Annotated in this window: 14 protein-coding genes; 5 read left to right on the top strand and 9 right to left on the bottom strand. The window is 33.7% G+C overall.

The genetic code is table 11. From position 1 onward, the window contains the following. Positions 1-32: 32 nt before the first annotated feature. The 5 genes from FDY99_RS15140 to FDY99_RS15120 all read right to left on the bottom strand — a co-directional run bounded on the left by FDY99_RS15140 (position 33) and on the right by FDY99_RS15120 (position 5,324). Entirely contained in the window at positions 33-671 is a 639-nt protein-coding gene (locus tag FDY99_RS15140; protein ID WP_139422644.1) for a DUF5683 domain-containing protein, read from the bottom strand. After that, a complete protein-coding gene (locus FDY99_RS15135; protein ID WP_074231864.1) occupies positions 672-1,562 on the bottom strand; it encodes a ParB/RepB/Spo0J family partition protein in 891 nt (296 codons plus the stop codon). Between the two features lie 28 nt (positions 1,563-1,590). Next, positions 1,591-2,364 carry a ParA family protein gene (locus FDY99_RS15130; RefSeq protein WP_139422642.1) on the bottom strand — a complete coding sequence of 258 codons (774 nt, stop codon included), beginning with the start codon at positions 2,362-2,364 and terminating at the stop codon, positions 1,591-1,593. A 164-nt stretch (positions 2,365-2,528) separates the two neighbouring features. Then, positions 2,529-3,377: an energy transducer TonB gene (locus FDY99_RS15125; RefSeq protein WP_139422640.1), complete on the bottom strand. Its 849-nt coding sequence runs from the start codon at positions 3,375-3,377 to the stop codon at positions 2,529-2,531. Between the two features lie 660 nt (positions 3,378-4,037). After that, positions 4,038-5,324, bottom strand: coding sequence for an adenylosuccinate synthase (locus FDY99_RS15120; protein ID WP_074231861.1), 1,287 nt, complete (start codon positions 5,322-5,324; stop codon positions 4,038-4,040). 283 nt (positions 5,325-5,607) lie between these two features. On the opposite strand from FDY99_RS15120, the gene FDY99_RS15115 reads away from it, so the two are divergent. Continuing rightward, a complete protein-coding gene (locus FDY99_RS15115; protein WP_139422638.1) occupies positions 5,608-6,225 on the top strand; it encodes a hypothetical protein in 618 nt (205 codons plus the stop codon). Between the two features lie 49 nt (positions 6,226-6,274). Further along, positions 6,275-7,213, top strand: a complete 939-nt coding sequence (locus FDY99_RS15110) for an alpha/beta fold hydrolase (RefSeq protein ID WP_139422636.1) — start codon at positions 6,275-6,277, stop codon at positions 7,211-7,213. A 269-nt stretch (positions 7,214-7,482) separates the two neighbouring features. Here FDY99_RS15110 and FDY99_RS15105 read toward each other — a convergent pair whose 3' ends face one another. The 4 genes from FDY99_RS15105 to FDY99_RS15095 form a co-directional block, all read right to left on the bottom strand. Then, complete coding sequence (locus tag FDY99_RS15105; RefSeq protein ID WP_139422634.1) at positions 7,483-9,069, bottom strand: ABC-F family ATP-binding cassette domain-containing protein; 1,587 nt, start codon at positions 9,067-9,069, stop codon at positions 7,483-7,485. Positions 9,070-9,257: 188 nt separating this feature from the next. Further along, entirely contained in the window at positions 9,258-9,413 is a 156-nt protein-coding gene (locus tag FDY99_RS23020) for a hypothetical protein (RefSeq protein ID WP_162304176.1), read from the bottom strand. 276 nt (positions 9,414-9,689) lie between these two features. Next, the gene (locus FDY99_RS15100; RefSeq protein ID WP_139422632.1) at positions 9,690-10,598 is read right to left on the bottom strand and encodes a LysR family transcriptional regulator; all 909 of its coding nucleotides are present in this window, start codon (positions 10,596-10,598) and stop codon (positions 9,690-9,692) included. 38 nt (positions 10,599-10,636) lie between these two features. After that, complete coding sequence (locus FDY99_RS15095) at positions 10,637-11,380, bottom strand: metallophosphoesterase family protein (RefSeq protein WP_139422630.1); 744 nt, start codon at positions 11,378-11,380, stop codon at positions 10,637-10,639. Between the two features lie 256 nt (positions 11,381-11,636). Here FDY99_RS15095 and FDY99_RS15090 point away from each other — a divergent pair, with 256 nt between their 5' ends. From FDY99_RS15090 to FDY99_RS15080, 3 genes are all read left to right on the top strand, one after another. After that, positions 11,637-12,251 carry an NAD(P)H-dependent oxidoreductase gene (locus FDY99_RS15090; protein ID WP_139422628.1) on the top strand — a complete coding sequence of 205 codons (615 nt, stop codon included), beginning with the start codon at positions 11,637-11,639 and terminating at the stop codon, positions 12,249-12,251. Further along, complete coding sequence (locus FDY99_RS15085; RefSeq protein WP_139422626.1) at positions 12,251-12,538, top strand: putative quinol monooxygenase; 288 nt, start codon at positions 12,251-12,253, stop codon at positions 12,536-12,538. Before FDY99_RS15090 ends, FDY99_RS15085 begins: the two co-directional genes overlap by 1 nt. Before the next feature lie 147 nt (positions 12,539-12,685). Then, positions 12,686-13,435 (top strand): type 1 glutamine amidotransferase domain-containing protein, encoded by a 750-nt coding sequence (locus FDY99_RS15080; RefSeq protein WP_185148735.1) that lies wholly within the window; start codon positions 12,686-12,688, stop codon positions 13,433-13,435. The last annotated feature ends 79 nt before the right edge of the window (positions 13,436-13,514 follow it).

Raw genomic sequence — 13,514 nt, 5'->3', positions numbered from 1 at the left:
TAAAACTTATTATCTTACTATTTATTATTTTTCTAGAATCTGAAACTTAAAGCTAAACCCGTTTTTGGAGGATTAGTATTAAAATCATCATAGATTACCGCTGGAACTAATGTTAAATCAGGATCTTTACGACCTTCATACAAATGCGCATCTACAACAGCATCTACAATATTCAAAATATAAATTAAACCTGTAATTGCAATTGCATAATCCCTTTGTCTTTTTACTCTGTCTTGCGCATTTCCTAATGCTACTTTATCAAGGGTCGGGTTTCTATCCAGGAAGTCATTTTGAGCACCATTAAGTTTCGCAACATAATATTCACGATACTTTTTATATTGATTTTGGTTCCAGACTGCAATACCAACTCCGGTTCCTACCGCTCCTAAAACAATGGGAACTTTCCAGTATTTTTTATTGTAAACCTGCCCTAATCCCGGTAACACCGCAGAATACAGACCTGCTTTTGTAGGATTCAGTTTTTTTACTTTTAAAGATGTAGGTGCATTTGCTTTTTCGATATCTTCAACAACTTTAGCTTCAGCTTGGGGCTTTACAGCAGGAATACTATCAGTCGCATAATGCTCTAATCTGATGGTATCTCTTGGGTTGGTTTGCGATAAAGCCAGCCCTGATAAAAAAAGTAAAAAGATGAAAACTATTTTTTTCATTTATTTAATATGAGATAAAATATATTCCAGCTCATCTTCATTTTTAAAATCTAAAACAATCTTGCCTTTTTTACCGGTTCCTGTTGTTTTTATCTCAACTTTTACATCAAGAATATCTGCAATCGTTTTCTGTGCTCTTTTATAATTATTAGAAAGCTCAGCTTTTGCTCTTTTAGCTGCCGGAGATTTTGGATTTTTCAAAGCAGCAGCTGCTTGTTCAGACTGACGTACATTCAGTTTTTCTTTGATAATTAAATCAAATAAAGTTTGCTGATGCTCTTCATTTTCAAGACTGATGATTGCTCTACCGTGACCTGCAGAAATTTCTCCGCTACGGATTGCGTTCTGAATATCCGGACTCAACCTCAACAATCTGATTGAATTGGTAATCGTACTTCTGTCTCTTCCTATTCTTTGGCTTAAATTTTCCTGAGTAAGACCAATTTCTTCCAAAAGTCTGTGATAAGTAAGTGCAATCTCGATAGCATCAAGATCTTCACGCTGAATATTTTCCACAAGAGCCATTTCAAGAAGCTCCTGATCATTCACCAAACGAATGTATGCCGGAATCGTCGTTAATCCCGCAATTTTACTCGCTCTGAAACGTCTTTCCCCAGAAATAATTTCAAACTTTTCACCGTCTTTTCTTAACGTAATAGGCTGAATAACGCCTAAGTTTGTAATCGACTGTGCAAGTTCGTTTAATGCTTTTTCGTCAAAATAAGTTCTTGGCTGTGTCGGGTTCGGATAGATATCTTCGATGGAAACTTCCATGATGTTTCCTACAAATTTATCTGCTCCTTCATCAGTTGCTGTATTGACCGTAGCCTTGGATTCTGCACTTAAAATTGCTCCCAAACCACGTCCCATCGCTCTTTTTTTGTCCTTCATATTATATTACAGCTATTGGCTAATGCTTTTAATTTTTTACTAATTTTTCGTTTCTCAACAACACTTCTTCTGCAAGCTGAATGTATTGGATTGCTCCTTTACTTTCAGCATCATAGTTCAAGATACTTTCACCAAAACTTGGCGCTTCACTTAATCTTACATTTCTGCTGATAATTGTTTCAAAAACCATTTCCGGGAAGTGTGAATTTACCTCTTCCACCACCTGATTTGAAAGTCTTAAACGGCTATCGTACATCGTTAACAATAATCCTTCGATATCTAAATCTTTATTATGGATTTTCTGAACATTTTTAATCGTGTTCAAAAGTTTTCCAAGACCTTCCAAAGCAAAATACTCACACTGAATTGGGATAATTACAGAATCAGCAGCTGTTAAAGCATTCACTGTAATTAAACCTAAACTCGGAGCACAGTCGATGATGATATAATCGTAATCATTTCTTACTTCTTCCAATGCTTTTTTCAGCATGTACTCACGGTTATCTTTGTCTACCAATTCAATTTCAGCAGCTACCAAATCGATGTGAGAAGGTACGATATCCAGATTCGGAGTTGTTGTTCGCTGAATACAGTTTCTTGTTTCAACACTGTGTTCCAAAAGATTATAGGTAGAATACGGCACATCTTCCACACCAAGACCTGATGTTGCATTTGCCTGTGGATCTGCATCAATGATTAAGATTTTCTTTTCTAAAACTCCTAATGCTGCAGCTAAATTTACGGCAGTAGTAGTCTTTCCTACTCCACCTTTCTGATTAGCGATACCTATAATTTTTGCCATTGCTCAAACTTTAAGCTTCAAAAATACACTTTTTTCTCTGCTCTTGGGGAACGACTAAAACTAAAATAGAGTTAAAATATTGTTAACAAGCATTTTAGACATAAAAAAAATTATCCACAAAAATAAATCTTTGTGGATAACTATTGAGATTCGTGTTTAAGATATTAATTATCAAATTTCATGGTAATTGGAAACTTAAAATAACTTCTTACAGATTCCCCTTTTTTATTTTTACCAGGAACCCATTTTCCTTTTACGGCTTTAATGGTTCTGATTGCTTCTGCGTTGAAAGAAGCATCTTTTCCGTTGGTTTTAATATCAGAAATGGTTCCGTCTCTTTCTACAATAAAAGTAACTGTTGTATTTACAGTTCCTTCATCTTGAAAAGCAGAAACATCAAACTTATTCATCACTTTATTTCTGAAAGCATCGATACCTCCTTCGAATTTTGCGGTTACACTTAATTCATCTGTTCCTTTTACCGAATTATCAGGTCCCGAATCAGTTGGTACAACAATTTTTGGCGGAACAACCGTTCCAGGTCCAGAAACAACATGTGTTGGTACATTAATTGTTGGAGCTACTGGAGCTTCTAAATCATTTTTCACTCCCGCAATTGCATCTTTCGGAATATCTTTTACAATATTACTCTCATCTGCATTTCTTGTAGGAGTAGCAATTGTAGCATTATATTGTTTTACACTCGGAGGCGGTGGTGTTACCTTTTCAGGTGGAGTCACTTTTTCAGGGAGCTTTACTGCAGGCTCATCTGGAATAACCAAAACGAATGGTTTTTCAGTGTCTCCAGTTGACTGTGTTTCTGCAGTTTTAAAAGCAGAAATTACAGTTGGAATAATAGAAACCGCAGCCAATAAACCGACACCTATAAAAAATGCTTTGGTTAAAATCCTGTCTGATTCTGTTCTTAATACATACGCCCCATAGGCTTTGTTACGGTTTTCGAAAAGGATTTCGTTCAGCCGAAATTCCTGGTTGTGTTCTAGGTGTTTCATCACTATAAAATTAAATTTGTTAATATATAGATTATCAGTTTTCAATACTATTTGAAATAATCTTTAAAGCACCATCAAAATTTCTGCCAAAAACTTAACAAAAACTTAACTTTATATCAAAATCAGTGTTAAAGTTTAAAATTTAACTATTTTATGGATAAGGTTTGGTTGATAGTTGATAGTTGATAGTTGATGGAAGTTACATGATTGAGAATAAACATCATAATTGAAACAGCTTTTTTAATTCCCCTCCTTTGGAGGGGTGGCGAAAATTCGGAAGAATTTTTGACGGGGTGGTTTAAGAATGTGAAAAAAAACTAGCCGTAACTTTATTTGAAAGAAAAAACCACTTTCCTAGCCCCGATGGGAACGACATCCTTTTTTGTTTTTGGTGAAGGAAATCAGGTTCGGGAAAAACAAAAAAGATATAGTGGACAGCGGGAAATAGCTTCTAAAAGATTAGTTTTTGGTTATTAGTTGATAGTTTTTAGATTCTTCACTGCGCTTTCGCTTCGTTCAGAATGACAGGATTTATTTATGGATGTTTGAGATTGCTTTGCTTCGACAAGCTCAGCACAGGCTTGCTATTACTTCTCGCAATGACGCAAAAAAAAGAGACTATCGATTGACAGTCTCTTTTTATTTATTTGAAAATATTCGTTAGAATAATTCTTTTCTGATGATGTTCTGACTTCTTTCAGGACCTACAGAAACCAAATATACGTTGATTCCTAAATACTTCTCGATAAATTCGATGTATTTCTGCGCAGTATCAGGAAGCTCGTCGTAGCTTCTTACTTTCGTTAAATCTTCGTTCCAACCCGGTAAATCTTGGTAGATTGGTTCGTAGTTGTATAATTTTTCTGTTGAAGAAGTAAAATAATCGATGATTTTTCCGTCTTCAGTTTTGTAATGAGTAACGATCTTAAGGTTTTCAATCCCTGTAAGAACGTCTAATTTCGTAATTACCAAGTTATTGATCCCGTTGATCATACAAGCGTGCTTCAAAGAAACAAGGTCTAACCAACCTGTTCTTCTTGGTCTCCCTGTAGTCGCTCCGAATTCACCTCCGATTTGTCTGATTTTCTCACCCAATTCGTTATCTAATTCAGATGGGAAAGGTCCGTTTCCAACTCTTGTACAGTATGCTTTTGCAACACCGATTAAGTTTTGAAGTGAAGTTGGTGGAACTCCCGCTCCTGTACAAACTCCTCCTGTTGACGGAGAAGATGAAGTAACGTAAGGATATGTTCCGAAGTCGATGTCTAACATCAAAGCTTGTGCTCCTTCAAACAATACGTTTTTACCGTCTCTGATGGCTTCATTTAATTCTAATTCAGTATCTACGATTCTGTCTTGAAGCTGCTTTCCGATCTCTAAATATTCATTGTAGATTTCTTCAACATCCAAAGTAGGCTTTCCGTAATATTTTTCGAAAAGAGAGTTTTTAACTTTTAAGTTTTTCTCAATTTTGTCTCTTAAAATTTCAGGATTCAAAAGATCTACCATTCTGATACCGATTCTTGCAATCTTATCTTCATAACATGGTCCGATTCCTTTTTTAGTAGTCCCGATTTGCGTTCCTCCGTGCTCTTCCTCACGGTAAGTATCCAAAAGAATGTGGTAAGGCATGATGACATGCGCTCTTCTGCTGATGAAAATGTGATCAGTTCTCATGTTTTTGCTTTCGATCTGATTCACCTCCTTAATGAAAGATTTAGGATTTACCACTACACCATTGGCAATGATACACTTCCCTTTGCACTGAAGAACTCCCGATGGAAGAAGGTGCAAAACAAACTTTTCATCGCCTACATAAACCGTGTGACCAGCGTTGTCGCCCCCTTGGAAACGCACCACATAGTCTGATTTTGCCGATAAAACATCCGTTATTTTTCCTTTACCTTCATCTCCATATTGAAGACCTACAACTACGTAAGTTGACATATTTTACTTTTATTTTAGATTCATGCAAAATTACTTTTAAAAAATTGGGTGGGCAAATTTGTGATAGATTTTATTTTTTCGTGGGGTGGAAATCATGTGATTGGATTTAGAAATCTACCATTTAATTAGATTATATTTGGAAATAAATTCTTTGAAAAACACCTTATAAAAAATCAGTCAAAATTACAATCTGAATTGCGAAAAGGCGAAAACTCAGGTTTCATAAAAAACTTTAATCGCGAAAACTTCTTAAACAATCTTCACAAAAAATATTTAAAATAAAATGCAAGAAAACTCAAAAGATGAATATTTAAAAATAGCCAAAGAATATCTTTTAAATGAATATGGAGATATTGTTCAAATATTCGAAGACGACATAAGTGAAACTGACGACACATTTTGCTTTCATTATCAATCTAAAAAGTTTTTTGAAACATTAAAATTTGAACACCAATTTGTCGGACAAGGTCCTTTATTCATTCTAAAAAGAAGTAAAAAAATAATTTCCTATGGAAGCGCAACAGGAGAAAAATCTGGTCTTATTCATATAATTAATCAATTGAATAAGGAAAGACTAATAAGGATTTTCTATAAAGATTATAATATTTGGGATGGGAAATATGATTTAATAATTAATAAAGTTGAAGATGAAATGGGTTTTGAAGAACTAATTATTGCAGATTTAGTAAGTGTTTTACTAAAACATAAAATATGGAAGGCTAATCAATACAATAGTGATAATCCAAATGACTATTATTATACTGAAGAAGAAATAAAAGAAACGTTAACAAAATCTCCATTAATATTAAAAAGACCTTTTTGTGAGAACTTAGAAAATCTTCTTGTTGATCTTATTAACAAAGATATGTACCTTGATTGGACATTATCAGAAGTTAAATAATTATAATTATTACCATATCTTTGATTATCCACCAAAGATAATCCACACCATGAAATCACTACAAAAATCAGGATACTTATCTGAAAACATCACCGATCAAACCCAACTCTTTTACACTTTGTTTTATCCTGAAGAAATTCCTGTAAAAGCAACCTTACAAATCGTTCATGGGATGCAGGAACACAGTGGAAGATATTCAGAAATTGCAGAATATTTTGCCGATCGAGGATTTGCGGTGTTGACTTATGACCATTTAGGACACGGAAAATCGGTAAAAGAAAAGAAAGATATTGGATTTTTTCAACGTAATAATCCGGATGAAAGATTGATTACAGATGCCGAAAAGATGAGCAAATTTCTGATGGAGCAATATTCTGATGTTCCGCATTTCATTTTAGGACATTCAATGGGTTCTTTTATCACGCGGTGCCTTCTTCAAAAAATGAGCAGTCAGTTTTCAGGTGCTATTATTACAGGAACGGGCGGACCTTTAACAGGAATTAATCTGGTGAAAACCTATTTTTCTTTAGCTAATAAACTGGCTCCTCAAAAACGAACTTTTTTCAATAACATTTTTAATATTGTCAACAACAAACAATTTAAAAAAGATAAAGACTTTAGCAATACAAGTTGGCTCAGTCTGAATCGCGTCAATAGAAATGCATTTTCTAAGGATGAGCTTTGCGGAATTCCGTTCACCAACAATGCGTTTTATGCGTTATTCAGTATTTACAAAAAAGCAACGGCGAGAAATTGGGCACAAACTATTCCGAAGTCCTTCCCTTTTCTTTTTGTAAGCGGGCAAAATGACCCCATCGGAGATTTTGGAAAAGGTGTCACAAAGACCGTTGATAATTTAAAGCTCGACGGATTTAAAAATGTAGATATGAAAATATATCCTGAAATGCGTCATGAAATACTGAATGAAGAAATCAGAGAAAACGTGTTGAATGATATCCATCAATGGATTTTAAAACTTTTAAAATAAAATAACTTATTACATGACATTTTTTTAACCACAAAAAAATCAAAAGATATTATTGTGGTTATAGTTATTCAAAAATTTGAAATTACAAGCTCAACACAATGTTTAATCATAGCAAGTTTTATTTTAAGGAACAAAAAAAATTAAAACACTCGTTTCATTCAAGCTTCATCAGCGACTTTGTCGCCATTCTTTGCTCCTTAAAATAATAAGTTTAAAATTTAAAATCTTTGCGTTGTAAAAGATTTTGCTCAATTTCTTAATTCAGGTTATTATAGAATAATCTCTTTATCAACTCCAATTTGTTCTAAAAAAACTTCATCATGCGAAATCACCAGCAAAGTTCCATGATAATCTTTAATAGAATTCGTCAGAATTTCTACATTCTGAAGGTCTAAATTATTCGTCGGTTCATCGAGAATAATCATATCGGGAGCTTTATTGCTGATGGAAAGTCCGCAAAGCAAAAGTCGCAGACGTTCTCCACCACTCAGAACATCACCTATTTTATCCCAAGTTTCCTTTCCGAATAAAAATCTTGACAACAATGTTTTCACTTCAGATTCTGGCATTGCATTATCATTGAACTGTTCGGCAAATTCATAAACCGTTGCATTTCTATCTATCAAAGAATATTCTTGGTCAATATAAATCGTCTGAAAATCTGACTTCACAATAGTTCCGAAAGAAGGTTTTAAATCTTCCAACAACAGTTTTATCAAAGTCGTTTTCCCGGAACCATTCGAACCTTTGATAGAAATTCGGTCTCCACTTCTGATTTCAAGATTAAGATTTTCTTTCCAAAGATTTTCTTCATGATATTTAAAATTAATTTCTTCCACCGAAATCAAAATTTTTCCCGAATGCAGATTCGAATCATTAAAATTCACTTTCATTTGGTCAGCATTTCTCACTGACGAACGCAAATCCCGCAAATCACCAGAAATATCATTGATTTTCTCGGCATGAACAGACTTTAATTTTGAAGAATTTTTCTCCGCATTATTACGAAGTGTATTCATCATAATCCTTGCAACACCCGATTTTTCCTGCTTTCCTTTTCCTCGCGCATCGAGTTTTTGCTTTCGCTCCAAAGTTTCCCGTTCCTTTTCTTTAGCTTTTCTCAAAGCACGTTCTTTAGAATGAATGTCATTTTGCAAAGCTTCATTTTCAATTTCTTTTTGTTCGGCATAAAAATCATAATTTCCACCGTATGTTGAAATCCCCTGATTGCTCAGTTCAAAAATAGTATCAACTAAATTGAGCAAAGTTCGGTCATGACTCACAATCACAACCGTTGAATTTGTTTTTTCAATAAAATCATACAACAGATTTCGACCTTCCAAATCGAGATGATTTGTAGGTTCATCGAGTAAAATAATTTCAGGCTGATTGATTTGAATTCCTGCAAGAAAAACCTTTGTTTTTTGTCCGCCACTCAAACTTTCCAAAGTTTGGTTTAAATCTAAATCTTCAAGTTTCCAATATTGCAAGGCATTTTGACAACATTCTTCGATGTTCCAATCTTCATTTAAAGTTTCAAAATAAATTTCATCCACTTCGCCATTCGTTATTTTTTGAAGGGCGTCGAGTTTTTTATCGATTTTCAAACATTCCGCAACCGTCAAGTCATTAAAATTTCCAAACATTTGTGGAACATAAAAAATGTCACCTTGAATATTGACATTACCTGCCAAAGGTTCAATTTCGTTCGCCAAAATTTTCAGCAGGGTAGATTTCCCCGTTCCATTACTTCCGACCAAAGCCGATTTTGAGTGAGTGGGTATCGTTAAATTGATAGAATTAAAAAGTAGATTTCCCGCAGGAAACCCAAAGGATATATTGTGTAGAAAAAGCATAATTTCTTTCTTTTAGTAAGGTTAAACTGCAATAACATTTTCGGTTATTGTTTATTAAATCTGAAAGAAATTAAATTCTACATGTCTGATGTTTTGGGTTTTGTGTGATGCAAAGATAGTGATTTTGGAACATTTCAAAATCTCTTAACGTAAAGTTTGTCATTCTGACGAAGGAAGAATCTCGTATTTCAACTCTGCAAACTCTCATCTTTTTCTCTTTTTTTAGGAGCTTTTTCCAGCTTTTCGTTACAATCTTTTTTTTTCAAAAAAGGATTTTCACTGCAATCTGGGCTAGATTTTCGGTCTTTCTTTTCTAATTCTGTAATCAATACAAAGTTTGTCATTCTGTAGGAATCCCTATACGAATCTTTATCATAAAAATTTAGATCCTTGCAGAATAAAAATTATAGTGTGAAAAATCTTGAAGTTAAAGAACCACCCCGTCAAAAATTTCTTTGAAATTTTCGCCACCCCTCCAAAGGAGGGGAATTAATATCGTCATTGCGAAAAAGGAAAAGAGTCTGTGTAGAGCTTGTCGAAGTAAAGCAATCTCAAACAAACTTTTTTAGTGCAAAAAACTGATTTTTTATTTCTTTTACAACAAAAAAATTCACTAAAAATCAAACCTCAACTCCACTCATCACTTGTCTGAAAAGTCCTTTGATGTGGTCGATTTCAGATTGATACATCGTCTTTTTTCGGCAGCCAAAGTAAAGAGTGTTTTCCAGTTTTTTATCGCCTTCCCAAATCAGTTGTATTTCACCACTTTCAATTTCATTTTTACATAAAAAATCAGGAACGACGGCCAATCCGGTTCCGCCTTTCAGACAACGGATAATCGAATTTAAGTTTGGAACAATATAATTGGGTCTGAAATTAGGTTTATGCCCGAAATTCATCAGCCAAAATTGAAAAAGATGCTCCATATCTCCGGTTGTACCGTACCATTTTTCGTTTTTCAGCCAGCTTTCAATTTTTTGAAGATCTTTGGTTTTTAAAATCTCACCAAAACTTTCTGTATCAATATCTTTTCCGCCTACCAAAATAATTTGTTCAGAAGAAAATGCTTCATGCAGAATATTGGGCGAAGTTCCTTTTTTGGGAGTGATAATTAAATCTAAAATCCCTTTATCCAGCTGGTCCAACATTTCAGGATACTCACCAAAACTGATAATTAAATTAAAATCCAGCGTTGAAACATACTGTTCCAAAGTGGTTTGAAAAGTCTCAAAACACATTCCGACACTGATGGTTGGTGTATGTTTTTCGGTAGACTTTTGAAAGTTTTTTTCAACTTCTTCGAGCTTTGTCAAAGGTTCTGAAATTGCATTAAACAAGACCTTTCCTCTCTCAGTCGGAATCATTTTCCTTCCGGTTCTGTCAAATAATTTGTATCCAACATAAGCTTCAAGCGAACCTAAATGCAAACTTACTCCGGGTTGCGAAATAAAGAGAGAATCTGCCGCTCCGGTTAACGTTCCGGTTTTATAAATCGCTTTAAAAGTGCGGTACCATTCTAAATTAACCATAATAGTTATTTTAATTATGATACAAAATTACGAAATAATCAGAATACTGATAGCTTTTCATTTCTTAAGAAAGAAGCATAATAATTCGGAATCTCACTTTTCTCGATTTCCTGAGCAACTTTTTCGAGCGGATAATTTAATTGAATAATTTCAGGAGTGATTTTTTCTTCATCCAAAGTCAGGATTACATAAGAAGCCAATCGGTTTTCTTCTCTCGAGCGACCAACAGAACCACTGTTAATTGCCCATTTTCCATTAAAATATTTTTTAAATGACATATGAGTGTGCCCCATCATAATTACATCAGACTGAGATTTACTGAGCATATTTTGAAAAATCTCATCATTTTCTGATTCATATAAATAGGTATCATTACTTTCTAAACTGGAATGCACCAACTGAATATTCCAATGTTTTTCGCCTATCTTATAATTTAGTTTTAAATGAAAAGGTAATTCTGATAAAAATGTTTTGTTTTCTTTTGTAATGTATTTTTTGGAGTGATCAATAGCTAAAAATCTAGCAGCGGTTTCTTCTTCAGAATGCTTGATTAAAGGAATTACAGGGATATCAAAAGCAATTCTCTCATCATGATTTCCCATTAAACAAGGGATATTCAAACTCCTGATTTTTTCAATTACTTCATTTCCCCAAGGAGCAAAATCTCCGAGGTCTCCCAAACAAAATTTTTGACGAATTCCTCTTTCTTCAATATCATTTAAAACCGTCTCCAAAGCTGGAAGATTTCCATGCACATCACCAAAAACCGCAATTTGAATCATTATTCTTTTAATTATCAAACAAATTTACATGACAGAAAATAATTTTAATGCAAACAAACTATGACCTTTAACCATGAAAATGAAATTCGTAAAAGATAAAATGTAATAATAAATTTGGCTTCGCAATAAATGAAGAGTTTTTAAAATCAACATTTTTAAATATCATTATTCTGATAGTTTAATATAATTTATATTATTTTAATTATACAAATTCTCAACCTAACTTTGCAGAGTAAAATTTAAACAATCATACAAAATGAAAAAAGTATTAATCATCAACGGTGGACAAAACTTCGGACATTCAGGAGGAAAATATAATCAGACAATTGCAGAAAACACATTGGAAGTTTTAAAAAAATTCGAAAATGTAGAAGTGAAAATCAGCAATGTAAGCGACAATTACAATAAAAACGAAGAAGTAGAAAAATTTGTCTGGGCAGATTATATTATTTACCACACTCCGATTTGGTGGTTTCAGTTGCCGAATGGTTTGAAAAAATATATCGATGAAGTTTTCACAGCCGGTCATGCAAAAGGAATTTATATGAGCGACGGTAGAACTTCTGAAAATCCGAAGATCAACTACGGAACCGGAGGAATGTTGGGTGGAAGAAAATATATGGTTACTACAAGCTGGAATGCACCGGAAACAGCCTTCACACTTCCCGGAGAATTTTTCAACGAAACAAGTGTAGACAATGGACCATTATTTGGTTTTCACAGAATGAATGCATTCGTTTCTTTAGAAAAAATGGAAAGTTTCCACTTCCATGATGTAGAGAAAAATGCAAATATCGAGCGCGATATGAAATTATACAGAGAACATCTTACAAACGTTTTTGAAAAAGAACTAAAACCACAATTAGTCTAATGAAAATCTATCTTACCGCAATAATAAAAGCAAAAGAAGAGCACAGAACCGAAATTTTGGAAGTTCTTCAAAATATGGTAACAGAAACCAGAAAAGAAGAAGCCAACGAGCTGTACACACTTCATCAAGGAATTGAAGATAAAAATCATTTTGTTTTCTACGAAATATGGAAAAATGAAGAAGGATTGAAACAGCATAACGAACAGCCTTACATTAAAGCCTTTGGAGATTTAGTTGATGAAAAGTTGCAGGAAAAACCACAGATTTATTTAACTGAAATTATTTAAACATTAAACTATTAAGAAAATTTAAGATGTTAAGTTTAATTAAGGAAAATCAACAGATTTTTTTTTAAAGCAAACGCTTAAAGCGTAACTAGATCTTAATATTCTAAACTTCTTAAATAAACCTTAATGGTTAGAAAATTATTAAATATGAAAAAATTAGCATTATTAATTCTTGCATTATTTACAGTAGGATTCATACAATCACAAACCAAAAAATCAAAAAATATGAAAAAGAAAATTCTGTTTGTCGTGACCAGTCATGACAAAAAAGGTGACACCGGCGAAGAAACCGGATACTATCTTGGTGAAGTTTCGCATCCTTGGGAAGTTCTTCACAAAGCCGGTTACGAAATTGATTTTGTAAGCCCGAAAGGCGGAACTCCGCCTGTTGATGGATTTGATTTAAAAGATTCTGTCAATAAAGAATTCTGGGAAAGTAAAGACAAAAGTAAAATCGACCAATCTTTACAGCCTTCACAAGTAAATCCAAATGATTATTCTACCATTTTTTATGCAGGAGGTCACGGCGCAATGTGGGATTTTGCGGACAATACAGAATTATCAAAAATTGCTTCAAAAATTTATGAGAACGGAGGAATTGTAGCTGCAGTTTGCCACGGTCCGGCTGGTTTGGTGAATATTAAATTGAATAGCGGAAAGTATTTGGTTGACGGTAAAAAAATTAACGCTTTCACCAATGAAGAGGAAGCTGAAGTAAAATTAACAAACGTAGTTCCTTTTCTTTTGGAAGATAAACTGAAAGAAAGAGGTGCGAAATTTGAAAAATCTAGACTTTGGGAAAATCATGTTGTAAGCGACCAAAGAGTAATTACAGGACAAAATCCTCAGTCTGCAAAAAGTGTGGGTGAAGCTATTTTAAAGGAATTAAATAAATAATTTCAGTAAAAACAGCCAATAATACGTTTGTCATTATGAAAGAAACGAAGTGGATTGAAGAGTCTCTAAAATTGAACCT

Source organism: Chryseobacterium mulctrae, assembly GCF_006175945.1.
In the GTDB taxonomy this organism is placed as follows: domain Bacteria; phylum Bacteroidota; class Bacteroidia; order Flavobacteriales; family Weeksellaceae; genus Chryseobacterium; species Chryseobacterium mulctrae.
The sequence above is the reverse complement of the archived record's forward strand: the minus strand, read 5'-3'. Positions and strand labels throughout refer to the sequence as shown.